We start from the raw sequence: 26,349 nt of genomic DNA on the forward strand, positions 1-26,349 counted from the left end.
CCGGTGGCCACCGAATGAGAGGACCGGGCATGCACCACTTGTCCATCGAGGTCGACCGCACCGCCAGGCCGGTGACCGGCTACGCCGCCCGCGACGTCGAGCGCTGGGTGGCGGAGGACCACCACAACAAGTACCGGTCCGACTTCGAGCGGGACCGCGCCCGGATCCTGCACTCCTCCGCGCTGCGCCGGCTGGCGTCCAAGACGCAGGTCGTCTCCCCGGACACCGACGACTTCGTGCGCAACCGGCTCACCCACTCGCTGGAGGTCGCCCAGATCGGCCGGGAGCTGGGCGGGATGCTCGGCTGCGACCCCGACGTCGTCGACGCCGCGTGCCTGTCCCACGACCTCGGCCACCCGCCGTTCGGGCACAACGGGGAGTCGGCCCTGAACCGGCTGACCAGCCACATCGGCGGCTTCGAGGGCAACGCCCAGACCCTGCGCCTGCTCATCCGGCTCGAGCCCAAGGTGACGGACGACGAGGGGCGGCCCGCCGGGCTGAACCTCACCCGTGCCGTGCTCGACGCCACGTGCAAGTACCCGTGGCAGGCCCACGAGGCGCCGCTGCGCCCGGACGGGACCCGCTCCCCGAAGTTCGGGGTCTACGCCGACGACCTGTCCGTGTTCGAGTGGCTGCGCGACGGGGCCCCGCCCCGCACCAAGTGCCTCGAGGCCCAGGTCATGGACCTCGCCGACGACATCTCCTACTCCGTGCACGACGTCGAGGACGCGATCGCCTCCGGGCTCGTGCAGCTCGGCTGGCTCGCCGACACGACCCAGCGGGAGAAGGTCCTGGACCTCACCCGCCGGTGGTACCTGCCCGAGGCCGCGCCCGAGGCCCTCGACGCGGCCCTCACCCGCCTGGAGGACTCCTCCCTGTGGGTGCGCGAGATGGACGGCTCCCGCCAGGGCCTCGCCGAGCTGAAGAACATGACGAGCCAGCTCATCGGCCGCTTCGCGATGTCCGCGGTGGCCGCCACCCGGGACATCTACGGCGACGAGCGGCTGACCCGCTACGCCGCCCGGCTGGTGGTCCCCGAGGAGACGGCGGTGGAGATCGCCGTGCTCAAGGGCATCGCCACCACCTACGTCATCACCGTGCGGGACGCGCAGCCCATCTACGAGAACCAGCAGGAGGTGCTCTCCATCCTCGTGGGCGCCCTCATGGACACCGACGGCCACCACCTCTCGCCCGCCTTCGCCGCCGACTGGCGGGAGCTGGGGGACGGGCCCGGCGCCGAGGCCGCGCGGCTGCGCCTCGTCGTGGACCAGGTCGCCTCCCTCACCGACCTCTCGGCCGTCGCCCTGCACGACCGCATCCGGGGAACCCACTGGCGCGTGGGGGACAAGCCGCTGTGGTGAGACCCCCGTCACGGGGCGCCGCCCCTTCCCGTTCAACGGATGTGAGCTGGGACTCCTCCGCGGCCGTTCCTAGACTCGTCGGGACCGTGCTCCTCCTCACGAAGGCCTGATGCCCCATGGGTCCCTCCTCCGGCTCCGCCCCGTCCCCGGCGGACTCCTCGGCCTCCGGCGCCACGCCGGTCCTGCGGTCCCGGGCGTGGGTCGCGCCGCTGTGCTGGATCGCGGTGCTCCTCGACGGCTTCGACGCCGTGGTCCTGGGCGCCGTCCTCCCGTCCATGCTCGAGAACGGCGAGCTCGGGATGACGACCGCCCAGGGCACCGCCGTGGCCACCGCCGGCCTCGTGGGCATGATGATCGGGGCGCTCGCCATGGGCTACCTCACCGACCGGCTGGGCCGGCGCAAGATGCTCATCGGCGCCGTGGTCCTGTTCTCGCTGCTCACCTTCGCCGCCGCGTTCTCCCCAAACGTGCTGGTCTTCGGCCTCCTGCGCTTCCTCGCCGGCCTGGGCCTCGGCGGCTGCCTGCCCACCGCCATCGCCATGGTCACCGAGTTCGCCCGCCGCGGCCGCGGCTCCAACGCCACCACCCTGGTGATGACCGGCTACCACGTGGGCGCCGTGCTCACCGCGGCGATCGCCATCGCCGTGGTCCGTCAGTTCGGCTGGCAGGAGATGTTCGTCCTGGGCGCGCTCCCGGCTCTCGTGCTGGTGCCCCTGATGCTCTTCTTCCTGCCCGAGTCCCCGTCCTGGCTGGCGTCCAAGGGCAGCACGGCCGAGGCGCGCACCGTGGCCGAGCACTACGGCGTGAGCATCGACCACCGCAGCGCGGCCGAGGAGAAGGCCGAGACGGTGGGTGCGGCGATGCTGCTGTCCCCCGGCTGGCGCCGCAACTCCATCGCGATCTGGGTCGCGTCCTTCATGGGGCTGCTGCTCGTCTACGGCCTGAACACCTGGCTGCCGCAGATCATGCGCGCCGCCCAGTACGACCTCGGCAACTCCCTCGGGTTCCTGCTCGTCCTCAACGTGGGCGCCATCGCCGGCCTGACGGTCGCCGGCCGGGTGGCCGACCGGATCACCCCCCGCGCCGCGGGCATCATCTGGTTCCTGGGCTCCGCCGCGCTGCTCGCCGCGCTCGCGATCAGGCTGCCGCTGCTGGGGATCTACGCCATGGTCTTCGTCACCGGCTGCTTCGTGTTCTCCTCCCAGGTGCTCGTCTACGCGTTCACCGCGGCCAACCACCCGCCGCGGGTGCGCGCCACGGCGCTGGGCATGTCCGCCGGGGTGGGCCGGCTCGGGGCGATCTCCGGGCCCATCATCGGCGGCACCCTGCTCGGGGCGGGGCTGGCCTACCCGTGGGGCTTCTTCGCCTTCGCGGCCGTGGGCGCCCTCGGCGGGCTCGCCCTCACCGGCACGAGGACGCGGCCGGAGCTGCGGGAGACCGGCCGCTGACCCGCCCGCTGTCCCGTCCGCCCGCCCGTCGCCGGCCCCTCCCGCCGGGGGAGCGCCGGCGTCCCGGCGTCCCCGGGCGCGCCTAGACTGGTCGGTGTGGCAGGACTGATCAGACGCGAGGACATCGACGAGGTCCGGTCGCGCACGGACATCAAGGAGATCGTCGACGGCTACGTGACGCTCAAGAGCGCCGGCATCGGCTCCTGGAAGGGCCTGTGCCCGTTCCACGACGAGCGCACCCCGTCCTTCCACGTCCGCCCGCAGATGGGCACCTACCACTGCTTCGGCTGCGACGAGTCCGGGGACGTCATCGCGTTCCTGATGAACATCGACCACACCACCTTCTCGGAGACCGTCGAGAAGCTCGCGGCGCGGATCGGCTACGAGCTGCACTACGAGCAGGGCTCCGGGCCGAAGAAGGAGGAGGTCGGCCGCCGCCAGCGCCTGCTCGACGCGCACAAGGTCGCCGCCGAGTTCTTCCAGCGCAACCTCTACACCCGCCAGGCCGCCCCTGCTCAGCAGTTCCTGGGGGAGCGCGGCTTCGACGGCGAGGCCGCCCGCCGCTACGGCGTCGGCTACGCCCCCCGCGGCTGGGACCACCTGCTCAAGCACCTGCGCGACCGCGGCTTCACCGACCAAGAGCTCAAGCTCACCGGGATGTTCTCCGAGGGCAACCGGGGGCTCTACGACCGGTTCCGCGGCCGGCTGGTGTGGCCCATCCGCGCGGCCGCCGGCGAGGTGATCGGCTTCGGGGCGCGCAAGCTCTTCGACGACGACCAGGGCCCCAAGTACCTCAACACCCCGGAGACCCCGCTCTACAAGAAGTCGCAGGTGCTCTACGGGATCGACCTCGCCAAGCGGGAGATCGCCAGGCAGCGCCGCGTCGTCGTCGTCGAGGGCTACACCGACGTCATGGCGTGCCACCTCGCGGGCGTGACCACCGCCGTGGCGACCTGCGGCACCGCGTTCGGCCCCGAGCACATCAAGATCGTCCGCCGCTTCCTCTCCGACGACGGCGGCGGGGGGGAGGTCGTCTTCACCTTCGACGGCGACGCCGCCGGCCAGAAGGCCGCCCTGCGCGCCTTCGAGGAGGACCAGAAGTTCGTCGCCCAGACGTACGTGGCCGTCGAGCCGCACGGGATGGATCCCTGCGACCTGCGCCTGGCCCGCGGGGACGCGGCCGTCGCGGAGCTCGTCGACACCCGCCGGCCCCTGTTCGAGTTCGCGATCCGCGCGACCCTGCGGAACTTCGACCTCGACACCATCGAGGGCAGGATCCGGGCGATGCGCGCGTGCGCGCCCATCGTCTCCCGGATCCGGGACCGCTCCCTGCGCCCCGCCTACGCCCGCCAGCTCGCCGGCTGGCTCGGGCTGGACCCCGCGGAGGTCCAGCGCGCGGTCGACGCCGCCGGCCGCGCGCCCCGCGAGGACCAGGCCGCCTCCCGGCCGGCGGAGGAGCCGGCGCCCGCCGCCCCGGCCGCACAGCTGCCCGACCCGCGCGAGCCCGTGGCGCGGATGGAGCGGGAGGCGCTCGAGGCCGTGATCCAGTGCCCCCAGCTGCTCCAGGACCGGCACTGGGAGGAGTTCTCGCTCAGCCGCTTCCGCTACCCCGTCCACGGGGCGGTGCACGACGCCGTGCTGGGCGCCCGCGCGGGCCTGGGCGGGCACGTGCCGAGCGGGCAGGTGTGGGTGGACGCCGTGCGCGGGCACCTGCCGGAGCCCCTGCACGGCTACCTCGCCGAGCTCGCCGTCACCCCGCTGCCGGCCACCACGGAGCAGCAGCTCGAGCGCTACACCGCGGACATCCTCAACCGGCTGTTCGAGCTGCAGATCAACCGGCGCAAGTCCGACCGGCTGGCCGAGCTGCAGCGCACCGACCCCGCGGGGCAGCGGGAGCGCTACCAGGAGCTCCAGCGCGAGCTGCTCGAGCTGGAGATGCAGCGCCGCAGCCTCCGCCAGGACTGAGAGGGGATTTGGCGTTGCCCGTGCCGGGGCGGTAGAGTGACTGCTCGTTGCACGCGTGCGTGCACGGTCCTCCGTAGCTCAATTGGCAGAGCATTCGACTGTTAATCGAAGGGTTACTGGTTCGAGTCCAGTCGGGGGAGCAGCGCAGAAGGCCCCCACCAGCGGAAACGCCGGTGGGGGCCTTCCTCGTGCGCGGTCGGCGTCCCCGGTGTCCTCGTCGGCGCTCAGCCGAGGCTGACGCCGTCGGCCAGGCCGCAGCGGCGAACCAGGGCTCGGCCACCAGCCCCACCGGCGCCGCCACCCGTGACTTACGCGGCGTCGCTGCCCGGCGACGTGCCGTTGTGCTGACCGTGGCTCCGGATGCCGGGGTCGGGTCGGGGCCGAGGGCCATGGGCGGGCCGGCGTTCCGCTCCTCGGGGCACCCGTCGCAGGGCGCCGCGGCCGGTGCGGCAGGGGCGTGCCACGTCGTGACCGCACGGAGTTGCCTCTGTCACGAACTGCCGTCGAGCCCCCGGTCAGCAGCGGATCCTCCTGACTGCACCTGCTTGACCAGGGGGAGACCGTGTAGGATCTTCGTGCCGAGCCGGCCGCCGCGACGCTCGCAGCACTACTGGTCCGAGGGTCGCCCGGGGCACCCGCGTTCGCCGGTGGGGACGGCAAGGACCAGGAGGGCACCACCGACGGGAAGCTCCTCGTCGTGTCGGTCGAGCACGAGCAGCACGGCGGCAAGGAGGTCGCCGGAAGCCGGAGAAGAAGGCGTGCCGCACGGACCACAGGAACACGACGTGGATGCACGGCTGCGCCCACGAGGGCGACCAGGAGGAAGGACCAGGGGTCGCAGCGGCGAGCAGGCCCCGGGGCGACCTCGCGGGAGGGGCCGGTCCGGGACACCGGGCGGGTCCCTCCCGCGTGCACGGTCCAGGGCCGCGACCGTGCGCGCCCGGGACCGAGCGCCCGTCGAGGGGGAGCCCGATGATAGCTTTGTGCTCAGTCCACGTAGTTTTCACGAACATTCACGGAGGCGGGCATGAGTCATTCGGTAGGCCCCAGCACGGGCGGCACCTCGGGGGCCGGAGCGGGGCAGTCCAGCCCCGGCGCGGCGTCCATCCTCGACGTCGTCAAGGTCTTCGGGCGGCTGCTGCCCAAGCAGCTCAAGGACGAGGCGCAGCTCGCCAAGCTCGAGCTCACGGAGAAGGCGAAGACCCTCGGCAAGGGGGCCGCGTTCGTGGCCGTCGGCCTGGTCTTCCTGCTGCTGGCCACCATCGCGCTCGTCGGGGCGGTCATCGCGGCGCTCTCACAGGTGATGCCGGCGTGGCTGGCGGCCCTGCTGCTGGCCGTGCTGTTCCTCGTCGTGCTCGGAGTCGCCGCGCTGCTCGGCCTCGCGACCATCAAGAAGGCGCTGCCGCTCGTGCCGCGCAAGGCGCTCTTCGGCGTCAAGTACGACCTCGGCGTCCTCAAGGAGGGCTCCGCCTACACGGAGTCCCGCGTCCAGCGCGAGGAGCAGCTGGCCCGGGAGCGCAAGGAGCAGGAGAAGCGGGAGGCCGCCCAGGACCCCGCCCGCCAGAAGCCCCCGGCGCCCACCGAGGAGCAGCTGCGGCACCGGCTCAAGCTGCGCCGCGAACACCTCAAGACGCTGCGCGACGACGTCCAGGGCCGCGCCCAGACCATCCAGTCCACCACCAAGGGGTTCGTGGACCGCACCAGCCGCACCGTGAAGACCACGCCCAAGGACATCAAGGGCCTGCTCGCCCAGGGCGGCCAGCACCGCGGGACGGGGTCGGGCCACTCCGGCCTCACCGAGCGCTGGCAGCCGCTGACGGTCCTGGCCGTAGCCGGGAGCGCGTTCCTCGTCTTCCTGCGCAAGCTCTTCCGGTGACGGCGGCGTCCACGGGCAGCCCCGTGGACGCGCCCGCCGCGTGAAGGCCCGGAAGCCCTCGGCTTCCGGGCCTTCGCCGTCGGTTCACCCGGTGTCCACCTCCCGCCGAGCGGAGCCCCGGCAGGGCTCGGTAGAATCCGGTGCGTGAGCAGAGGTCGGTGCGTGTCGTGAGCCAGTGGCTCGCCGTCCTCCTGGCCCTGCTCTCGGCGCTGTGCCTGGCGGTCGGCACGCAGCAGCAGGGCAGCGCCGTGGCCGACCGGTCCTCCGGCCGCCTCAGGGTCGGCGCGCTGCCGGCCCTGCTGCGCAGCCGCCGCTGGCTGCTCGGCCTGGTCCTCCTCGGCCTCGGCACCGGGCTCAACGTCGCCGCCCTCGGGCTGGCCACGGTGACCGTGGTCCAGCCGATGGGCGTCGTCGCCCTCGTGGTCACCACCCTCCTCCACGCCCGGCACCGCCGCCTGAAGGTCAACCGGCGCACCTGGGCCGCCATCGTGCTGTGCACCGCGGGCGGGGCGGCCTTCGTCACCTGCGCCGTGGGCGCGACCGACCCCGCCCGCGGCATCTCGCGCTGGGCCGAGCACACCGTGGTGGTGATGCTCGTGGTCCTCGTGTGCGTGCTCGGGGTGGCCGCGGCCCTGTTCCGCCGCCGTCTCGACAGCACCTTCTACGTGGTCGGCGCGGGGATCCTCTACGGGTTCGTGGCCGTGCTCGTGCGCCTGACCCTCACCCGGGTCCAGGGCAGCCCGGGCGGCCCGCTGGACGACGTCAACTGGCTCGCGGTGGGCGCCGCGGTCGTGGCCTCGGTCCTCGGCGGGTGGTTCGTGCAGAGCGCGTTCGCCGCGGGGCCGCCGGACCTCGTCATCGCCGGCCTCACGGTGATCGACCCCATGGTGGGGGTGCTGCTGGGCCTGCTGGTGCTCGGCGAGGCGGGCACGGGGTTCACGGTGCTCACCGGCGTCCTCATGGCCGTGGCCGGTGCCGTTGCTATAGTCGGGGTCGCCGTGCTCTCCCAGCACCACCCGGAGGTCCTCGAACGCCGCGCCGATCTCGCGCGGAAGGGCCGGGCGGCGCTCGACCCGGGCACGCCGGCACCGTCCCCAGCAGCACCTGACCGAGCAGCACACGACCGACCGGGAAGCCACGCTTGAGCGCCGACACCACCTCCACCGATCCTTCCCTCACCGTCCTGCTGGGCGCCGAGACCTACCCGCCCGACGTCAACGGTGCCGCGCAGTTCGCGCACCGGCTGGCCCGCGGCCTGCACGAGCAGGGCCACCGGGTGCACGTCGTGTGCGCGCGCCCCGACCCGGGACCCTCGTACCGGCGCGACGACGACGGCGTGGCCGAGCACCGGATGCGCTCCCACCGGGCGTTCACGCACCCGTACTTCCGCGTGTGCCTGCCCTGGGAGGTCGCGGCGGACATCCGCCGGCTGTTCGACGAGGTGCGCCCCGACGTGGTGCACCTGCAGTGCCACTACATCCTGGGGCGCCTGCTCGTGCGGGAGGCCCGGCGCCGGGGGATCCGCACGGTCGGCACCAACCACTTCGTGCCCGAGAACCTCGAGCCGTTCCTGCCGTTCCCGCGGTGGGTTTTGGACTGGTACCGCGGCGTGTCCTGGCGGGACATGGTGCGGGTCTTCGGCCGCTGCGACGTCGTCACCGCGCCGACCCCGCTCGCCGTGGACACCATGCGCCGCAACGGCTTCCCCGACACGGTCCTGGCCGTCTCCAACGGCATCCGGATCGCCGACTACGAACCCCGGGCGGGGGAGCGGGCGGAACGGACGGAGCACCCCACCGTGCTCTTCGTCGGCCGGCTCGCGGTCGAGAAGAACGTGGACGTGCTCATCGAGGCGCTGTCCCTGCTCCGCTCCGGCGCCGGGGCAGGCGCCCACCTGGAGCTGGCCGGCGACGGCGAGCAGCGCCCCGTCCTCGAGCGGCTGGCGCGGACCCTGGGCGTGGCCGACCGGGTGCACTTCCTGGGCTACGTCTCCGACGAGCAGCTGCGCGACGCCTACCTGCGGGCGGACGTCTTCTGCCAGCCGGGCACGGCCGAGCTGCAGTCGCTCGTCACCCTCGAGGCGATGTCCGCGTCCCGCCCCGTCGTCCTGGCGGACGCCCAGGCCCTCCCGCACCTGGCCGAGGACGGCGTCAACGGCTACCTCTTCGTCCCCGGCGACGCCCGGGACCTGGCCCGCAGGCTGGCCCTCGTCCTCGACGCCCCGGCGGAGGAACGGGCCCGGATGGGCCGGGAGAGCCACCGCAAGGTCGCCCTGCACAGCTTCCCCCGCACGCTGGAGACGTTCCTGCGCCTGTACGGCGGCGACCGGCCCGAGCCCGCCGCCCACCCGGTGGGGCGCCCCCGCGGGATCCGGGGGCGGCTGGCCTCCCTCGTGCGGTAACGTGGACGTGCGCCGCCGGGCCCGGCCCGGCGCGGGGCCGTAGCTCAGCCGGTCAGAGCAGAGGACTCATAATCCTTCGGTCGTGGGTTCAAGCCCCACCGGCCCTACCCGTCCCACGGGAGCCACGAGGCCCCGGACCGCCCGGTCCGGGGCCTCGTGCGTGCCGTGCGCGGCACGGCCCGATGTGGTGCACTGGTGTCCCACCCACCGAGAGGATGCCGTCATGAGCCACCGCACGCTGTGGAGGGCCCTGTCCGTGGCCGGTCTGGCGCTCGCCGCGCTGACCGGGTGCGACAACCCCGACCAGGAGGTCGAGGAAGGCGTCGACCAGGTGCAGCAGGGCGTCGAGGACGCCCAGCAGCAGGTCGAGGAGGGCGCCGAGGACGCCCGGCAGAACGTCGAGGAGGGCGCCGAGGACGTCCGGCAGAACGTCGAGGAGGGCGTCGAGGACGTCCGAAACGGCGACGACGAGGAGGGCTCGGGTCAGGACGGCGGCTGAGGTGCCGCCCGCAGCGCGCCGGGGACGGGCAGCAGGACCGAGGGCCAGAGGACCCCGACGAACCCCAGCGGGTTGACGTAGTCCTCGCCCCGGCGCACGCCCCAGTGCAGGCAGTCGCCGGGCACGCAGTGGTCGCGGCCGCGCAGCGTGCCCACGGCCTGGCCGCGGCGCACCCGGTCCCCGCGGCGCAGGGTCGACTCGACGGGCTCGAAGCTCGAGCGCAGCCCCCCGCCGTGGTCGAGCGTCAGCACGGGACGGTCCACCACGCGGCCCGCGAAGCTCACCGTCCCGTCCGCGGGGGCGCGCACCACCGCCCCGGTGCCCGCCGCCAGGTCCACGCCCCGGTGACCGCGGTGCCACCGCTGCGCCGGCGGGGACCAGTCGCCCACCACGGCCGGGCGGGGGGACAGCGGCCACGCCCAGCTCCCCCCGGCGGCGCCCCCGGGAGGGCCCAGCACCAGGCCGAGCACGAGCGCGCCGGGCACGACCAGCGCGAGCGCGACGAGCACGCAGGCCCCGGGTGCCGGTGCGCCCGGGGGCCGTCGGGTGCGGCGGGGGTGCGGGGGAGACGAGGGCAGGGCGTCCATGGCCCCACCCTGCGCGGCCGCGGGGCACACGGACCGCCTGCCGCGGGCCGGTGTGGACGGCCGCGGCGCCCCCGCCCGGCGCCGCCGCGGTGTGCAGGGGCAATCACCCGCTGTAGTACACTTGAGCCCGCAGTCTGCTCTCTGCGCCCAGTGGGGCGCCCTCGTGACTCCCGGTTCCGGCTCTCCAGCCGGAGCCGCCGGTGCGGCGGCGAGCAGCTGACTTCGCGCACAGCGCCGCCGGGATCTCCTTTCCCGGCCCGGCCGTCCCGGTCCGCGTCCCCGTCCCGGCGGGGTGCGGTCGACGGCCCGGCAGCGGACCGCACGGTTCCGCTCGCCGCTGTGCCAGGGGCTCGTCCGCCGGACGCAGCCGAGAACCGTACCCGCGGGCCGGGCGTCCTCGCACGCCCTCCCGCACGAGAACAAGGAGACGACATGTCCGTCGTTACCATGCGCCAGCTCCTCGACAGCGGCGTGCACTTCGGCCACCAGACCCGCCGCTGGAACCCGAAGATGAAGCGCTTCATCTTCACCGAGCGCAACGGCATCTACATCATCGACCTCCAGCAGTCGCTGTCCTTCATCGACCGCGCCTACGAGGCCGTGCGCACCACCGTCGCCCACGGCGGCACCATCCTGTTCGTCGGCACGAAGAAGCAGGCCCAGGAGGCCATCGCCGAGCAGGCCACCCGCGTGGGCATGCCCTACGTGAACCACCGCTGGCTCGGCGGCATGCTCACCAACTTCGCGACCGTCTCCAAGCGCATCGAGCGCATGAAGGAGCTCGAGGAGATCGACTTCGACGACGTCGCCGGCTCGCAGTACACCAAGAAGGAGCTGCTGCTCCTGCGCCGCGAGAAGGAGAAGCTGGAGCGCACCCTCGGCGGCATCCGCAACCTCACCAAGGCCCCGTCCCTGGTCTGGATCGTGGACACCAAGAAGGAGCACCTCGCGGTGGACGAGGCCCAGAAGCTGGGCATCCCCGTCGTCGCGATCCTCGACACCAACTGCGACCCCGACGAGGTCAACTTCCCGATCCCGGGCAACGACGACGCGATCCGCTCCGTCAACCTGCTGACCCGCGTGATCGCCGACGCCGTCGCCGAGGGCCTCATCGAGCGCCACAACAAGAAGTCCGGCAGCGCCGACCAGGCCGAGGAGCCGATGGCCGAGTGGGAGCGCGAGCTGCTCGAGCAGCACGCCGCCGAGCAGAACGCCGCCCCGGAGGCCGAGGCCCCGGCCGAGGCGCCCGCCGCGACCGAGACGGCCGCCGAGTAGTCTCCGTTCACCTTCCATTCTCCCGGGTGGGCCACCGTGCCCACCGGACGCCGGCCGGGGCGGGCACGCGCCCGCCCGGCACCACCGACTACGTGAGGAGTTCACATGGCGAACTACACCGCCGCTGACATCAAGGCCCTGCGTGAGCGCACCGGCGCCGGCATGCTCGACGTCAAGAAGGCCCTGGACGAGGCCGACGGCGACCTGCAGAAGGCCCAGGAGATCATCCGCGTCAAGGGCCTCAAGGGCGTCACCAAGCGCGAGGGCCGCGCGACGGCGGAGGGCCTCGTGGCCGCCCGCGTCGAGGGCACCGTCGGCTACATGGTCGAGGTCAACTCCGAGACCGACTTCGTGGCCAAGTCCGCCCCGTTCGTCGAGTTCGGCAACAAGGTGCTCGAGGCCGCCGTGGCCGCGGACGCCTCCTCCCTAGAGGAGCTCATGGCCGCCCAGGCCGACGGCAAGGCCGTCTCCGAGCTCGTCACCGAGACCGGCGCCCTCCTGGGCGAGAAGGTCGTCGTCCGCCGCATCGCCCGCGTCGAGGGCGAGAACGTGGACGTCTACCTGCACAAGACCTCCAAGGACCTCCCCGCCCAGGTCGGCGTGCTCCTGGCCGTGACCGGCGCCGACTCCGCGCAGGTCGCCCACGACGTCGCCGTGCACGTCGCCGCGATGTCCCCGACCTTCCTCTCGCAGGAGGACGTGCCCGCCGCGACCGTCGAGTCGGAGAAGCGCGTCGCCGAGGAGACCGCCCGGGCCGAGGGCAAGCCGGAGAAGATCCTCCCGAACATCATCGCCGGCCGCCTGAAGGGCTACTTCAAGGACGTCGTGCTGCTCGACCAGGACTTCGCCAAGGACTCGAAGAAGACCGTCGGCCAGGTGCTGCAGGAGGCCGGTGCCACCGCCACCGCCTTCGCGCGCTTCCGCGTCGGCGCCTGATCCGCGCGGCGCGCACGAGCGCCGCGCCGAAGGAGGCGCCCCCTGCACCGCAGGGGGCGCCTCCTTCGGCGTTCCCCGCCCGGTCGCCTCCCACCTGGGACGACGGCGTCCCGACGGGATCCGCGCGGACCCGGCGGGAAGGGCGGGGGCGGGCGTTCTGTATGCTGAGGGAGGCCCGGTCCCGAGCGTGAGCACCCTCGCGGGGCCGTGCCGGTCCACGCTGCACCGTCGTCGCCGGGAGGAACCATGCCCACCACTTCTGCGTCCGAGATCAAGGACGAGGCCCTCCGCATGAGCCGGGACCCGCGGGCCACGCCCACCCGGCGCCGCGTGCTGCTGAAGCTCTCCGGGGAGGTCTTCGGCGGCGGCTCCATCGGCGTGGACACCCGTGTCGTGCGGGACATCGCCGAGCAGATCGCCGCCACCGTGGGCGAGGTCGAGACCGCCATCGTGGTCGGCGGCGGCAACTTCTTCCGCGGCGCGGAGCTCTCGCAGGCGGGCATGGACCGCTCGCGCGCGGACTACATGGGCATGCTCGGCACGGTGATGAACTGCCTCGCCCTGCAGGACTTCCTGGAGCAGTGCGGCGTGGACACGCGCGTGCAGTCCGCGATCAAGATGGAGCAGGTCGCCGAGGTCTACATCCCCCGCCGGGCCATCCGCCACATGGAGAAGGACCGCGTCGTGATCTTCGGCGCCGGGGCGGGCCTGCCCTACTTCTCCACCGACACCGTGGCCGCCCAGCGGGCGCTCGAGGTGCACGCGACCGAGGTGCTCATGGCCAAGAACGGGGTGGACGGCGTCTACACCGCCGACCCCCGCACCGACCCGGACGCGGTGCGGCTGTCGGAGCTCACCTACGACGAGGCCCTCGCCCGCGACATCCGGGTCATGGACCAGACCGCCTTCAGCCTGTGCCGGGACAACGACGTGACGATGCGCGTGTTCGGCATGGAGGGCCAGGGCAACGTGACCCGCGCCATCCTGGGGGAGCGGATCGGCACCCTCGTCACCACCTGACCCGTCACGGCCTGACCCGGCGCCCGCGGGCCCGGCGATAGACTGGCCACAGCACGCCCGGGCCGTGCGGCCCCAGCGCCGCGCCCGGCCGAAACGACCCCGCGCGGAGGACTCCGTGCGACACCACGAAGGAGCCTTGCGTGATCTCAGAGATCCTGTCCGAAGCGAAGACCAAGATGGCCAAGGCCGTCGACGCCGCCAAGGACGACTTCGCCGCCATCCGCACGGGGCGCGCCAACCCCTCGCTGTTCTCCAGCGTGCTGGTCGAGTACTACGGCACCCCCACCCCGCTGCAGCAGCTCGCGTCCTTCCAGAACCCCGAGGCCCGCACCCTGCTCATCACCCCGTACGACCGATCGGCCCTCAACGACATCGAGAAGGCCCTGCGCAACTCGGACATCGGGGCGAACCCGGCCAACGACGGCAACGTCATCCGCGTCGTCATGCCGGAGCTCACGCAGGAGCGCCGCAAGGAGTACGTGAAGATCGTCGGGCACAAGGCCGAGGAGGGCCGCGTGTCCGTGCGCAACATCCGCCGTCACGCCAAGGACCTGATCGAGAAGTCCGTCAAGGACGGGGAGATCGGCGAGGACGAGGGCAAGCGCGCGGAGAAGGACCTCGACGCCGTGACGAAGAAGCACATCGAGCAGATCGACGAGCTGCTCAAGAACAAGGAAGCGGAGCTGCTGCAGGTCTGATGTCCGACCCGTCGCGACCGCACCAGGAGACGAAGGCTTCCCCGGGACCCGCCGGGGAGGCCTTCTCCCCACGTGCCGACCTCTCCGCCGTCCCGGCGCCCGCGCCGCGCCGCGGGCGCCGGGAGCGCCGGCACACGGCCCCCTCGCGGGCCGGCCGCAACCTGCCGGCCGCCATCGGCGTGGCCGTGGTGCTCATCGGCACGCTGCTCCTCGGCCTGTTCGCCCAGCCCGTGGTCCTGGCCCTGCTCGCCGGAGCGGCCGCGGGGATCGGGGTCTGGGAGGTCGGCCGCTCGCTGCGCTTCCGGGACATCGCCATCCCGCGCGTGCCCGCGGTGACCGCCGGGGTGCTCATGCCCCTCGCGGCCTTCTACGGCGAGGGCGAGGCGCTCATGATCGCCGTGGTCGTGGGCCTGACGCTCGTGATCGTGTGGCGCGCCCTCGGCCGCCGGGACGGGATGATCCTGTCCATCATGGGCTCGGTCTTCGCCCTCCTCTGGGTGGGGTTCCTGCTCAGCATCGCGCTGCTGCTCTACCACACGGACGCCGGGCCCCTGAAGGTGCTGACCGTCATCCTGCTGGCCGTCGGCTCCGACACCTGCGGCTACGCCGTGGGAGTGATCTGGGGCCGCCACCCCATGGCGCCGCGGATCAGCCCGAAGAAGTCCTGGGAGGGCTTCGCCGGCTCCCTCGGCGGGTCGGTGGTGATCGGCGTGCTGTGCGCGGTGCTGCTGCTCGACCACGCGTGGTGGGAGGGCGCCCTCCTCGCGGTCGTGCTCGTGCTCGCCGCGACGCTGGGGGACTTCGCCGAGTCCATGGTCAAGCGCGAGCTGGGCATCAAGGACATGGGCACCCTGCTGCCCGGCCACGGGGGCGTGATGGACCGGATCGACTCGATCCTCTTCGCCGTGCCCGCCGGGTACCTGCTCTTCGAGCTGTTCGCGGCGCGTGCCTGACCCCGCCCGCGAGCACCCGAGACCATGACCCCCGAACCCTCCGCCGAGGTCCCGCCCCCCGGCCGGTTCCCCCGCTGCGGGGCGGCGCAGTGGGGCTACGCCGCCGACCAGGTCGACGCGCTCCTCGCCGCCGTGCACGCCCGCCTGGCGGGCCCTCCCCCCGCCGGGGGACCGGCCGCCACCCCGGCGCGGGACCCCGCGGAGGCCGGCAGCAGGCACGTGCGGACCGCCGTCTTCGACCGCGCCCGCGGCGGCTACCGCCCCGGGGCCGTCGACGAGGCCCTGGACGCGGCCGAGGACGCCCTCGCCGCCCTCGAACGCGACCTCTTCCTGGGCGCGCACGGCGCCGAGGCCTGGCACCAGTACCTCGACGGGCTCGCCGCGCTCCTGCGGGGACGGCTCGAGCGCCCCCGGACCCGCCGCTTCCGCCGCCCCTCCCGCGCCCGGGCGCGCGGCTACTCCGCCGCCCACGTGGACGTCCTGTGCGAACGCCTCGCCGAGCACCTCGAGGGCGGCGGGACCCTGGAGCCCTCGGCGCTGCGCCGGGCCGTCTTCCCCTCCGCCCACGGCGAGCGCGGCTACGAGGAGCAGCAGGTGGACGCCTTCCTCGACCGGGCGGTCGAACTCCTCCTCGCCCTGCGCTGAACCCGCCGACCGCGCCGTCTGTGTATACAGGCTGGAGCCGGGAACGTCCAGAAGTGGGCACCGCAGTCACATTCAGGCCTCGGAGCGGCAATTCTCGGCATTTCTTCTTGCCGCTGTGCATACAACAGCCTACTGTGGTGTGCATCACATGAGGAGGAAGCCCATGTCCCACCAGCCACACGTCGGTGCTGCGGATCCCGCCGCCGGTGTCGATTTCCAGGCCGCTCAGCGGTCTCCCGAGTTCCAGGAGCTGCGGAGGACCCACCGCGGCTTCGTCTTCCCGCTCGCCGTCGCGTTCCTGGTCTGGTACCTGCTGTACGTGGTGCTCGCCATGTACGCCCCGGACCTGTTCGCCATCCGGGTCTTCGGCAACGTCAACCTCGGCGTCATCCTGGGCCTGCTCCAGTTCGTGACGACCTTCGCGATCACGGGCGCGTACGTGTCCTTCGCCAACCGCAAGCTCGACCCCAAGGCCACCGCCATCCGCGAGGACCTCGAGTCCCGCGCCCGGCCCGCCGGCGGCGTCCACGGACAGGAGAACTGACCGATGCACCACCAGCTCACCGCGCTCGCGCCCATGGCGACGGCGCCGACCGAGACGGTCGGCACGCCGTGGATCAACATCTCCATCTTCGGGGCGTTCGTCCTGGTCACGATGATCGTGGTCTTCCGCGCCTCCAAGTCGACGCAGACCGCCGCGGACTACTACGCCGGCGGCCGCGGCTTCAGCGGCACCCAGAACGGCCTGGCCATCGCCGGCGACTACCTCTCGGCGGCGTCCTTCCTCGGGATCGTGGGCGCGATCGCCGTCCAGGGCTACGACGGGTTCCTGTACTCCATCGGCTTCCTGGTCGCCTGGCTGGTGGCGCTGCTGCTCATCGCCGAGCTGCTGCGCAACACCGGCAAGTTCACCATGGCGGACGTGCTGTCCTTCCGCCTGCGCCAGCGGCCCGTGCGCGTGGCCGCGTCCATCTCGACGCTCGCGGTCTCCGCCTTCTACCTCCTGGCCCAGATGGCCGGCGCCGGCGCGCTGGTGTCGCTGCTGCTCGGGATCAGCTCCCGGGTGGGCCAGTCGCTCGTCATCGTCATCGTGGGCGTGCTGATGATCCTCTACGTGCTCGTGGGCGGGATGAAGGGCACCACCTGGGTGCAGATCATCAAGGCCTGCCTGCTCGTCACCGGTGTGGCGGTGATGACCGTGTGGATCCTCGCGCTGTACGGGTTCAACCTCTCCTCCCTGCTGGGCGACGCCGTGGCCGTCTCCGGCAACCCCGCCATCCTCGAGCCCGGCCTGCGGTACGGCGTGAGCGAGACCAGCAAGCTCGACTTCATCTCCCTGGGCCTCGCCCTGGTCTTCGGCGCCGCGGGCCTGCCCCACGTGCTGATGCGCTTCTACACGGTCCCCACCGCCAAGGAGGCCCGCAAGTCCGTGGTCTGGGCGATCGCCCTGATCGGCCTGTTCTACCTCTTCACCCTCATCCTGGGCTTCGGCGCCGCCGCCCTGATCGGCGCCGAGCGCATCGCCGCCGCCCCCGGCGGGGTGAACTCCGCAGCACCGCTGCTGGCCTTCGAGCTGGGCGGGTCCCTGCTGATGGGCATCATCGCGGCCGTGGCCTTCGCCACGATCCTGGCCGTGGTCGCCGGCCTGGCCATCACGGCCTCGGCCTCCTTCGCCCACGACATCTACACCAGCGTGATCAAGAAGGGCGACGCGGACCCGCGCAAGGAGCTCAAGGTCGCCAAGACCACCGTGGTGGTCATCGGCCTCGTCTCCATCGCCGGCGGCATCGGCGCCCAGGGCCAGAACGTGGCGTTCCTCGTGGCCCTCGCCTTCGCGGTGGCGGCCTCGGCGAACCTGCCGACGATCCTGTACTCCCTGTACTGGAAGCGCTTCACCACCCGCGGCGCCGTGTGGTCGATGTACGGCGGGCTGTTCATCTCGGTGGGCCTGATCATCTTCTCCCCGGTGATGTCCGGGGCGGAGACCTCGATGATCCCCACCGCGGACTTCGCGTGGTTCCCGCTGCAGAACCCGGGCATCGTCTCGATCCCCGCGTCCTTCCTCCTCGGTTTCATCGGTTCCATGACGGAGCGGCGCCTGGAGGACCCGGTCAAGCAGTCCGAGATGGAGGTCCGCTCGCTCACCGGCGTCGGGGCCGAGAAGGCGATCAGCCACTGACCCCGGACCCCGCTCCCACCAGGGAAGACGCCCGGCCCGCCCGAAGCCCTGCTTCCGGCGGGCCGGCTGCGTTCCCAGCCGGGGAGCGGTAGTATTGCGATCGGAAAAAGACAGGAGACTGAGCATCAGGTAGGGTGAAGGAGAAGCCGGACCCAGGGTATTCCTGGGAAACTCTCCGGTTGCCTACAATGACAGTCCCTCCGGGATGGAATAGGAGTAGTCATGGGAATCATCAGCTGGATCATCCTCGGCCTCATCGCGGGTGCTCTCGCGAAGCTCATCATGCCGGGCAACCAGGGCGGCGGAATCATCGTCACGATCGTCCTCGGCATCGTCGGCGCCCTGGTCGGCGGCTTCCTGGGCTCGCTCATCGGCATCGGCGACCTGGAGTCCGCGTTCGACATCGGCACCATCATCACTGCCGTCGTGGGCGCGCTCATCGTGCTCTTCATCTGGGGGGCCGTCAGCGGCCGCCGGCGCCACTGACGCCCGACCCCTTCGCGCGGGGCCCCGCCCACCGGCACCGGTGGGCGGGGCCCCGTCGTCGTCCCGGGCCGGCGACGGGGCCTGGGGGATACTGGGGCCATGACGTCCCCCGCCGCCCCGCCCCGCACCCGTCCGACCCCCGAGCTGCGCGCCCTCGCCGCCGCGGGCCCCCGCCGCGTGGTGGTGCTCGGCTCGACGGGCTCCATCGGCACCCAGGCCCTCGACGTCGTCCGTGCCGCCCGCGGGCTCGGCGGGGACGGGCCGTTCACGGTCGTCGCCCTCGCCGCGGGGCGCCGCAGCCTCGAGCTCCTGGCCGAGCAGGCCGTCGAGACCCGCGCCGCCGTGGTCGCCACCAGCGGCGGCGGCGACGACGCCGCCCGGCTGGCCCGGCTGATCGGCGAGCGGGCCGCCGCCGCGGGGGAGGGCAGCTACCGTCCCGAGGTGCTGCACGGGCCCGGCGCCGCCGCGGCCGTGGCCGCCCACCCGGACGCCGACCTCGTGCTCAACGGGATCACCGGCTCCATCGGCCTCGCCCCCACGCTCGCGGCGCTGGGCGCGGGGCACAAGCTCGCGCTGGCCAACAAGGAGTCCCTGATCGCCGGCGGTCCGCTGGTGAAGGAGGCCGCCGCCGCGACCGGCGACCCCGACGCGCTGATCCCCGTCGACTCCGAGCACTCGGCGCTGGCCCAGGCCCTGCGCAGCGGCACGGGCGCCGAGGTCGACCGGCTCGTGCTCACGGCGTCGGGCGGACCGTTCCGGGGCCGCACCCGCGCCCAGCTCGAGGCCGTGACCCCGCAGGAGGCGCTGCGCCACCCGACGTGGGACATGGGGCTGATGGTCACCACCAACTCCGCGTCCATGGTCAACAAGGCGCTCGAGGTGCTCGAGGCCCACCTGCTCTTCGACGTCCCGCTGGAGCGCATCGACGTGGTCGTCCACCCCCAGTCGGTGGTGCACTCGATGGTCCAGTTCGTGGACGGCTCCACGATCGCCCAGGCCTCGCCCCCCGACATGCGCCTGCCCATCGCCCTGGGCCTGGCGTGGCCGCACCGCGTGCCCGGGGCGGCGGTGCCGTGCGACTGGACGCGCGCCGCGCAGTGGACGTTCGAGCCGCTGGACCGGGAGGCGTTCCCGGCCGTGGACCTCGTCAAGGCCGCGGGGGAGCGCGGCGGGACCCACCCCGCCGTGTTCAACGCCGCGAACGAGGAGGCGGTGCACGCCTTCCACGACGGGCGCATCCGCTTCCCCGCCATCGTCGGCACTGTGGAGGCCGTGCTCGGGGAGCACGAGGGGGTCGCGCGGCCCGATCTGGAGGCCGTGCTGGAGGCCGAGCGGTGGGCGCGCCGCCGCGCCCAGGAGCTGCTCGCGCGCTGAGCGCACGCGGCGGCGGCCGGGCGCCCCGTGCTAGTCTGTCGGGCGGATGACGAGTCCCAGCGCGAAGCTCTGGCTTGCTGGGCGGCAACCCTCTCCCGTAGCGGGGTGCCCCAGATGGAACCATCCGGCCACGGCTCGACGAAGCAGACGGCGGCAAGTACGGCCCACCCGGCCCGCAGGTCCCTGCGCGTGCCCGCCCGGGACCGCAGCGCCGCCCCGAGCCCTGGCGCCGACACCTCGAGACCCGGATCCACGGAAAGGCACGACATGCGATCGCAGCGCCTCCCCCTCATCGCCCTGGCCACGACCCTCGGCCTGACCCTCACCGCCTGCGGCGGGGCCGAGCAGGCCGCCGCGCCCTACGACGACGGCGTCATCAAGATCGGCACCGACGGCCGCACCCAGGTGCACGAGGCCTTCCTCAAGGAGGCCGAGGCCGCGGGCGTGGAGGTCGAGCTCGTGGAGTTCACCGACTACAACCAGCCCAACGCGGCCCTCACCAGCGGCGACCTGGACATGAACTGGTTCCAGCACGGGGCGTTCCTCGCCGACTACCGGAACAACTCGGGCGAGGACATCGTCCCGATCGGGTCCACCTCCATCTACCCGCTGGGCCTGTACTCCGAGCGCTACGACTCCCTGGAGCAGATCCAGCAGGGCGACGAGATCGCGGTCCCCAACGACGCGATCAACCTCGCCCGCGCCCTCCTGCTGCTCGAGTCCGCCGGGCTCGTCGAGTTCACCTCCGAGACCACCGCGCCGTCCGAGCTGGACGTCGACACCGAGGCCTCGAAGGTCAAGGTCACCCCGGTGTCGGCGGAGCAGACCGTGCTGTCCCTGAGCTCCACCGCGGGCGCCGTGGTCAACAACACCTTCCTGTCCCGCGCCGACATCGACCCCAACTCGGCGCTGTACTCCGACGGCGAGGACACCGACAACGCCCTGCCCTACGTGAACTTCTTCGCCGCCACCGGCGCCAACAAGGACGACGAGACCCTGCACCAGGTCGCGGACCTGTTCCACACGGACTCCGTGCTGGCGGCCGAGCAGGCGGAGACCAAGAACACCGCCGTGTCCCAGGACGTCCCGCAGGAGCAGCTGATCGAGGTCGTCGACCGGTACGCCGAGGACCTCCAGAAGTGACCGCGCCGGTCGGACCGGGCCCGGTCCCGTCCGGGGACGGCGACGTCGTCGTCCGCTTCCAGGACGTGACCAAGACCTTCGTGACGGGGCCCGCCCGCGCCCGGCGCGAGGTGACCGCGGTGGACAGCGTCTCCCTGGAGATCCGCCGCGGCGAGATCTTCGGGGTGATCGGCTACTCCGGCGCCGGCAAGTCCACCCTCGTGCGCCTGATCAACGGCCTCGAGCCCGTGACCTCGGGCTCCCTGACCGTGCAGGGCTTCGAGGTGGCCGGGCGCAGCGAGACCGAGCTGGCGCCCGTGCGGCGGGAGATCGGCATGATCTTCCAGCAGTTCAACCTCTTCACCTCCCGGACCGTGGCCGGCAACGTCGAGTACCCGCTCAAGCGGGCCGGCTGGCCCAAGGAGAAGCGCCGGGCGCGGGTGGCGGAGCTGCTCGAGTTCGTGGGGCTCTCCGCGCGCGCGGGCAACTACCCGGAGCAGCTCTCGGGCGGGCAGAAGCAGCGCGTGGGCATCGCCCGGGCCCTGGCGACCAACCCCAAGCTGCTGCTGGCCGACGAGTCCACCTCGGCCCTCGACCCCGAGACGACCCAGGAGGTGCTGCAGGTGCTGCAGCGGGTCAACCAGGAGCTCGGCATCACCATCGTGCTCATCACCCACGAGATGGACGTCGTGCGGGCGATCGCCGACCGGGTGGCCGTCATGCAGGACGGCAAGGTCGTGGAGCACGGGTCCACCGTGGACATCTTCGCCCGCCCCCGCACCGAGACCGCGCGGCGCTTCGTCTCCTCCGTGCTGCACTCGGTGCCCGACGCCCGCGAGGTCGAGCGGCTGCGCCGCACCCACCGCGGGCGCCTGGTGATCGTCGACGTCGGCGACGGCGTGGACATCGGCGGGGTGCTCTCCGACGGCGCCTCCCGCGGCGTGCGCTTCACCATCGCCTACGGCGGGATCAGCGTGCTCCAGGAGCAGTCCTTCGGGTCGCTGACCTTCGAGCTGACGGGCGCGGACGCGGCCGTGCAGGACGTGGTCGACGAGCTGTCCCGCATCACGACCCTGAGAGAGGTGGCCGCGTGAACGACTGGTCCGTCCTGGGACCCGAGCTGCTCGCCGCGCTCGGGGAGACCCTCTACATGGTGTCCGTCACCCTGATCCTCGCCGGCGTGCTCGGCCTGCTCGCCGGCGTGGGGCTCTACGTGACCCGCCGGGGCAACATCCTGGAGAACCGTGCGGTCCACGAGGCGCTCAACCTCGTGGTGAACTTCGTGCGCCCGATCCCGTTCATCATCCTGCTGGCCGCCCTCGGCCCGGTCACCGAGGACGTCGTGGGGACCCGCCTGGGCCCCAACGCGGCGATCTTCGCCATGACCATCGGGGCGATGTTCGCGGTCGCCCGCATCGTCGAGCAGAACCTGATGAGCGTGGACCCCGGCGTCGTCGAGGCGGCGCGCTCCATGGGGGTCTCCCGCGGGCGGATCATCACCACCGTGATCCTGCCGGAGGCCCTGGGGCCCCTGGTGCTCGGCTACACGTTCCTCGTCATCGGCATCACGGACATGTCCGCGATGGCCGGGGCCATCGGCGCCGGCGGCCTGGGCGACTTCGCCCTGCGCCTGGGCTACCAGCGGTTCAACGACGAGGTCACCTGGGCCGCGGTCGCCGTGATCGTCGTCCTGGTCCAGCTCGTGCAGGTCCTGGGCAACCGGCTGGCCCGCCGCATCCTGCGCCGCTGACCCTCCGGCCCCCGGCGCGCCACGACGGCCGGTCGCCTCCTGCGGGAGGCGGCCGGCCGCCGTCGTCCCGCGGCCCGCGCCGGGCCGGGCTGCCACGCGCCGTCCAGGATCGTGGGGCACACTGGTGCACGCCGTGCCGCGCACGGCCCCCGACCGTCCCCGGCGCCCGCCGGGGACCACCGACGAAACCCGGAGGTCCGACGGATGGGCGTCGTGCTGTTCCTCGTGGGCGTGCTGCTGGCCGCCCTCGCCATCGCGGTGTCCATCGCCCTGCACGAGCTCGGCCACCTCGTGCCCGCCAAGCTCTTCGGCGTGCGCGTCACCCAGTACATGATCGGCTTCGGGCGCACCGTCTTCTCCCGCCGCCGCGGCGAGACCGAGTACGGGCTCAAGGCGGTGCCGCTGGGCGGCTACATCTCGATGGTCGGCATGTACCCGCCCGCGCGGCAGGGCGCCACGGCCCGCGCCTCGAGCACCGGGACGTTCCAGCAGCTCGCCGCCGAGGCCCGCGGCGCCGCCGCCGACCAGCTGCTGCCCGGCGACGAGCAGCGGGTCTTCTACCGCCTGCCGGTCGCGAAGCGGATCGTGATCATGCTCGGCGGGCCCGTGATGAACCTGCTCCTCGGCACGGTCTGCCTCGCGGTGCTGCTGATGGGCTTCGGCGTCGCGACGCCCACCACGACCGTCGCCTGGGTCTCGGAGTGCGTCGTGCCCGCCGAGCGCCAGGCCACGGGGCAGACCGAGTGCGGGGCCGGGGACCCGCAGGCCCCCGCGAACGCCGCCGGGCTGCGCCCCGGGGACGTCGTCACGGCCCTCGCCGGCGCCCCGGTCGCCTCGTGGGACGAGCTCACCCGGCGGATCCGGGACCGGGCCGGGGAGCCGGTCCCCGTCGTCGTCGAGCGCGACGGCGCGACGGTGCGCACCACGATCACCCCGATCCTCTCGTCGCGGCCCGCCCTCGACGACACCGGAGCCCCCGCCACCGGCGACGACGGCGAACCGCTCTACGAGGACGTCGGGTTCGTCGGGATCAGCCCCACCACCGAGATGGTCCGCCAGCCGGCGAGCGCGGTCCCCGGCGCGGTGCTCGACGGGCTCGAGCAGATCGCCGGCGTGGTCCTGCACCTGCCCCAGCGCGTCTACGAGGTGGCCGAGGCGGCGTTCTCCGACGCGCCCCGGGACCCCGACGGGCCGATCTCCGTGGTCGGCATCGGCCGGATCTCCGGGGAGATCGCCGCGCACGAGGAGATCGCGGTGCGGGACAAGGCCGCCTCCCTCGTGGGGCTCGTGGGCTCGGTGAACCTGGCCCTGTTCGTGTTCAACCTCCTGCCCCTGCTGCCGCTGGACGGCGGGCACGTGGCGGGGGCGCTGTGGGAGGCGCTGCGCCGCGGGGGCGCCCGTCTGCTCGGGCGCGCCGACCCCGGCCCCTTCGACCCCGCCCGGCTGCTGCCCCTGACGTACGCCGTGGCCGCGCTGATGGTCGGGATGTCCGTGCTGCTCGTCTACGCGGACATCGTCAAGCCCGTGCAGCTCTTCTGAGCCCCGGGGCCCGAGCGGGCCGCGGCGTTCGGCGAGGGAGGAATCACGCCCCGCCGCCCGGGTGGGCCGCGGGGGCATGGGGCACAATGGGAGACGACGACGGGCCCGCCGCGCGGGTCCCGACCCCACCGCTCCTGCCCTCGATTCCTCGGAGGAACCCCTTGACCCCGGTCAGCCTCGGCATGCCCGCCGCGCCCCAGCCCGTCCTGTCCCCGCGCCGGAGGACCCGGCAGATCCGGGTCGGGTCCGTGGGCGTCGGCTCCGACTCGCCGGTGAGCGTGCAGTCCATGACGACCACCCCCACGACCGACATCAACGCGACCCTGCAGCAGATCGCCGAGCTCACCGCCTCCGGGTGCGACATCGTCCGGGTGGCCTGCCCCTCCCAGGACGACGCCGACGCCCTGCCGATCATCGCGATGAAGTCCCCGATCCCGGTGATCGCGGACATCCACTTCCAGCCCAAGTACGTGTACGCGGCCATCGAGGCCGGGTGCGCGGGCGTGCGCGTGAACCCGGGCAACATCCGCAGGTTCGACGACCAGGTCAAGCAGATCGCCCGGGAGGCCAAGGACGCGGGGGTCTCCATCCGGATCGGCGTCAACGCGGGCTCCCTCGACAAGCGGATCATGGACAAGTACGGCCGGGCCACCCCGGAGGCCCTCGTGGAGTCCGCCGTGTGGGAGGCGTCCCTGTTCGAGGAGCACGACTTCCACGACTTCAAGATCTCCGTCAAGCACAACGACCCCGTCACCATGGTGCGCGCCTACCAGCTGCTCGCCGAGCGCGGGGACTGGCCGCTGCACCTGGGCGTGACCGAGGCCGGGCCCGCGTTCCAGGGCACCATCAAGTCCGCCACCGCCTTCGGCGCGCTGCTCTCGCAGGGCATCGGCGACACCATCCGCGTGTCCCTCTCGGCCCCGCCCGTCGAGGAGGTCAAGGTCGGCAACCAGATCCTGCAGTCCCTCGGCCTGCGCCCCCGCAAGCTCGAGATCGTCTCCTGCCCCTCGTGCGGACGCGCCCAGGTGGACGTCTACACCCTCGCCGAGCAGGTGACCGAGGGCCTCGAGGGGCTCACGGTCCCGCTGCGCGTGGCCGTCATGGGCTGCGTCGTCAACGGCCCGGGCGAGGCCCGCGAGGCCGACCTCGGCGTGGCCTCCGGCAACGGCAAGGGCCAGATCTTCGTCAAGGGCGAGGTCGTCAAGACCGTGCCGGAGGACCGGATCGTGGAGACCCTCATCGAGGAGGCCAACCGCATCGCCGCCGAGATGGCCGCCGACGAGGACGGGGAGCCCGCAGCGGGCAGCCCCGTCGTGTCCGTCGGCTGACGGGCCGGTGACGCGGGCGTGAGGACGCACGGGAGGACGGCGCCGCGGCTCGTGCCGGCGGGCGAGGTCGACCCCGCCGGGCTCGACCGGCTGCTCGACGCCGACCCGGTCGCCCACGCCTTCGTGGCCGCGCACGTCGCGGCGTACCGGACCGGCACGGGCTCCCGGGTGCCGCCGGTCGTGGGGACCGCGGGCCCCGGCGGCGAGCTGACCGGCGCCTGCTGGGTCGGCACCAACGTCGTGCCCGTGGCCCTCGACGAGGCCGGCCTCGACCTCGTCGCCGGGCACCTGCGCCGGGGCGGGTCCCGGCACGCGTCCGTCTTCGGCCCCGCCGAGCTGGTCCTGGGCCTGTGGTCCCGGCTCCAGGGCTCCTGGCCGCGGCCCTTCGACGTCCGGCCCGTCCAGCCGCTGCTGGCCATCGACCACGACCCCGCCCCGGAGCCGCACCCGGGGGTGCGGGAGGCGACGGCCGCGGACCTGCCCGCCGTCCTGCCCGCGAGCGCCGCCATGTTCGAGGAGGAGGTCGGCTACTCCCCGTACACGGGCGGGGACCGCAGCTACCGCGAACGCGTCCGCGGGCTCGTCGAGTCCGGGCGGTGCCTGGTGCTCACCGACGGGTCCGGCCGCGTCGTGTTCAAGGCCGACCTGGGCTCCGTGGCCCGCGGGGTCGCGCAGGTGCAGGGCGTGTGGGTCGATCCCGCGCGCCGGGGGGAGGGCCTCGCCGTGCCCTGCATGGCCGCGGCCGTGCGGCTGGCCCGCCGGCACACCCCCGTGGTGAGCCTCTACGTCAACGACTACAACACCCCGGCCCTCGCCACCTACCGGCGCGTGGGCTTCGAGCGGGTCGGGACGTTCGCCACGGTCCTGCTCTGAGGCCCGCCCGGACCGCCCGGCCCGTCCCGGGACG

24 protein-coding genes, 2 tRNA genes and 1 riboswitch are annotated in these 26,349 nt (G+C 73.1%); of the genes, 25 read left to right on the forward strand and 1 reads right to left on the reverse strand.

The genetic code is table 11. The features are described 5' to 3' along the window. The first annotated feature begins 29 nt into the window (after positions 1–29). The 9 genes from ACYSMR_RS13810 (at position 30) to ACYSMR_RS13850 (ending at position 9,550) form a co-directional block, all read left to right on the forward strand. Positions 30–1,361 carry a deoxyguanosinetriphosphate triphosphohydrolase gene (locus tag ACYSMR_RS13810; protein WP_461745990.1) on the forward strand — a complete coding sequence of 444 codons (1,332 nt, stop codon included), beginning with the start codon at positions 30–32 and terminating at the stop codon, positions 1,359–1,361. 116 nt (positions 1,362–1,477) lie between these two features. Next, the gene (locus tag ACYSMR_RS13815; RefSeq protein ID WP_461745992.1) at positions 1,478–2,809 is read left to right on the forward strand and encodes an MFS transporter; all 1,332 of its coding nucleotides are present in this window, start codon (positions 1,478–1,480) and stop codon (positions 2,807–2,809) included. Between the two features lie 96 nt (positions 2,810–2,905). Beyond that, positions 2,906–4,774 carry a DNA primase gene (gene dnaG, locus ACYSMR_RS13820; RefSeq protein WP_461745994.1) on the forward strand — a complete coding sequence of 623 codons (1,869 nt, stop codon included), beginning with the start codon at positions 2,906–2,908 and terminating at the stop codon, positions 4,772–4,774. A 67-nt stretch (positions 4,775–4,841) separates the two neighbouring features. Further along, positions 4,842–4,914 (forward strand) — tRNA-Asn (locus ACYSMR_RS13825). 887 nt (positions 4,915–5,801) lie between these two features. Then, on the forward strand, positions 5,802–6,650 hold the full coding sequence (locus tag ACYSMR_RS13830) for a phage holin family protein (protein WP_461745996.1): 849 nt from the start codon (positions 5,802–5,804) through the stop codon (positions 6,648–6,650). Between the two features lie 167 nt (positions 6,651–6,817). After that, complete coding sequence (locus ACYSMR_RS13835) at positions 6,818–7,795, forward strand: DMT family transporter (protein ID WP_461745998.1); 978 nt, start codon at positions 6,818–6,820, stop codon at positions 7,793–7,795. Next, positions 7,792–9,051, forward strand: coding sequence for a glycosyltransferase (locus ACYSMR_RS13840; RefSeq protein ID WP_461746000.1), 1,260 nt, complete (start codon positions 7,792–7,794; stop codon positions 9,049–9,051). Before ACYSMR_RS13835 ends, ACYSMR_RS13840 begins: the two co-directional genes overlap by 4 nt. A 33-nt stretch (positions 9,052–9,084) precedes the next feature. Beyond that, a tRNA-Ile gene (locus ACYSMR_RS13845) sits at positions 9,085–9,158 on the forward strand. A gap of 116 nt (positions 9,159–9,274) precedes the next feature. Continuing rightward, entirely contained in the window at positions 9,275–9,550 is a 276-nt protein-coding gene (locus ACYSMR_RS13850; protein WP_309126017.1) for a hypothetical protein, read from the forward strand. Here the strand turns inward: ACYSMR_RS13850 and ACYSMR_RS13855 are convergent. Beyond that, positions 9,535–10,137 carry a M23 family metallopeptidase gene (locus ACYSMR_RS13855; protein WP_461746002.1) on the reverse strand — a complete coding sequence of 201 codons (603 nt, stop codon included), beginning with the start codon at positions 10,135–10,137 and terminating at the stop codon, positions 9,535–9,537. The two genes, ACYSMR_RS13850 and ACYSMR_RS13855, sit on opposite strands and share 16 nt — an antisense overlap. A gap of 432 nt (positions 10,138–10,569) precedes the next feature. Here ACYSMR_RS13855 and rpsB point away from each other — a divergent pair, with 432 nt between their 5' ends. The 16 genes from rpsB to ACYSMR_RS13935 all read left to right on the forward strand — a co-directional run bounded on the left by rpsB (position 10,570) and on the right by ACYSMR_RS13935 (position 26,315). Beyond that, on the forward strand, positions 10,570–11,412 hold the full coding sequence (gene rpsB / locus ACYSMR_RS13860) for a 30S ribosomal protein S2 (RefSeq protein ID WP_251333119.1): 843 nt from the start codon (positions 10,570–10,572) through the stop codon (positions 11,410–11,412). A gap of 105 nt (positions 11,413–11,517) precedes the next feature. Then, a complete protein-coding gene (gene tsf / locus ACYSMR_RS13865) occupies positions 11,518–12,348 on the forward strand; it encodes a translation elongation factor Ts (protein ID WP_251333120.1) in 831 nt (276 codons plus the stop codon). Positions 12,349–12,639: 291 nt separating this feature from the next. After that, positions 12,640–13,368 (forward strand): UMP kinase, encoded by a 729-nt coding sequence (gene pyrH / locus ACYSMR_RS13870; RefSeq protein WP_251333143.1) that lies wholly within the window; start codon positions 12,640–12,642, stop codon positions 13,366–13,368. Positions 13,369–13,508: 140 nt separating this feature from the next. Then, positions 13,509–14,066 carry a ribosome recycling factor gene (gene frr, locus ACYSMR_RS13875; RefSeq protein ID WP_251333121.1) on the forward strand — a complete coding sequence of 186 codons (558 nt, stop codon included), beginning with the start codon at positions 13,509–13,511 and terminating at the stop codon, positions 14,064–14,066. Then, entirely contained in the window at positions 14,066–15,019 is a 954-nt protein-coding gene (locus tag ACYSMR_RS13880; RefSeq protein ID WP_309126020.1) for a phosphatidate cytidylyltransferase, read from the forward strand. Before frr ends, ACYSMR_RS13880 begins: the two co-directional genes overlap by 1 nt. Positions 15,020–15,043: 24 nt before the next feature. Beyond that, positions 15,044–15,664, forward strand: coding sequence for a DivIVA domain-containing protein (locus tag ACYSMR_RS13885; RefSeq protein ID WP_461746006.1), 621 nt, complete (start codon positions 15,044–15,046; stop codon positions 15,662–15,664). Positions 15,665–15,827: 163 nt separating this feature from the next. Continuing rightward, positions 15,828–16,208 carry a DUF485 domain-containing protein gene (locus tag ACYSMR_RS13890; RefSeq protein WP_461746008.1) on the forward strand — a complete coding sequence of 127 codons (381 nt, stop codon included), beginning with the start codon at positions 15,828–15,830 and terminating at the stop codon, positions 16,206–16,208. Between the two features lie 3 nt (positions 16,209–16,211). Continuing rightward, entirely contained in the window at positions 16,212–17,843 is a 1,632-nt protein-coding gene (locus tag ACYSMR_RS13895) for a solute symporter family protein (protein WP_461746010.1), read from the forward strand. A gap of 222 nt (positions 17,844–18,065) precedes the next feature. Further along, positions 18,066–18,329 carry a GlsB/YeaQ/YmgE family stress response membrane protein gene (locus tag ACYSMR_RS13900; RefSeq protein ID WP_251333126.1) on the forward strand — a complete coding sequence of 88 codons (264 nt, stop codon included), beginning with the start codon at positions 18,066–18,068 and terminating at the stop codon, positions 18,327–18,329. Positions 18,330–18,428: 99 nt separating this feature from the next. Continuing rightward, positions 18,429–19,703, forward strand: a complete 1,275-nt coding sequence (dxr, locus tag ACYSMR_RS13905) for a 1-deoxy-D-xylulose-5-phosphate reductoisomerase (RefSeq protein ID WP_251333127.1) — start codon at positions 18,429–18,431, stop codon at positions 19,701–19,703. A 45-nt stretch (positions 19,704–19,748) separates the two neighbouring features. Next, positions 19,749–19,869: riboswitch (SAM riboswitch) on the forward strand. A gap of 101 nt (positions 19,870–19,970) precedes the next feature. After that, the gene (locus ACYSMR_RS13910; protein WP_251333128.1) at positions 19,971–20,846 is read left to right on the forward strand and encodes a MetQ/NlpA family ABC transporter substrate-binding protein; all 876 of its coding nucleotides are present in this window, start codon (positions 19,971–19,973) and stop codon (positions 20,844–20,846) included. Further along, positions 20,843–21,919 carry a methionine ABC transporter ATP-binding protein gene (locus tag ACYSMR_RS13915; protein WP_461746013.1) on the forward strand — a complete coding sequence of 359 codons (1,077 nt, stop codon included), beginning with the start codon at positions 20,843–20,845 and terminating at the stop codon, positions 21,917–21,919. The genes ACYSMR_RS13910 and ACYSMR_RS13915 overlap by 4 nt, the downstream gene beginning before the upstream one ends. A gap of 56 nt (positions 21,920–21,975) precedes the next feature. Beyond that, entirely contained in the window at positions 21,976–22,575 is a 600-nt protein-coding gene (locus ACYSMR_RS13920) for a methionine ABC transporter permease (protein WP_251333144.1), read from the forward strand. Between the two features lie 204 nt (positions 22,576–22,779). Further along, the gene (locus ACYSMR_RS13925; RefSeq protein ID WP_461746015.1) at positions 22,780–24,114 is read left to right on the forward strand and encodes a M50 family metallopeptidase; all 1,335 of its coding nucleotides are present in this window, start codon (positions 22,780–22,782) and stop codon (positions 24,112–24,114) included. Between the two features lie 161 nt (positions 24,115–24,275). Continuing rightward, the gene (ispG, locus tag ACYSMR_RS13930) at positions 24,276–25,442 is read left to right on the forward strand and encodes a flavodoxin-dependent (E)-4-hydroxy-3-methylbut-2-enyl-diphosphate synthase (RefSeq protein ID WP_251333131.1); all 1,167 of its coding nucleotides are present in this window, start codon (positions 24,276–24,278) and stop codon (positions 25,440–25,442) included. A gap of 18 nt (positions 25,443–25,460) precedes the next feature. After that, positions 25,461–26,315 (forward strand): GNAT family N-acetyltransferase, encoded by an 855-nt coding sequence (locus tag ACYSMR_RS13935; RefSeq protein WP_251333132.1) that lies wholly within the window; start codon positions 25,461–25,463, stop codon positions 26,313–26,315. Positions 26,316–26,349: the final 34 nt, after the last annotated feature.

The sequence above is a fragment of the Kocuria sp. U4B genome, assembly GCF_054875615.1.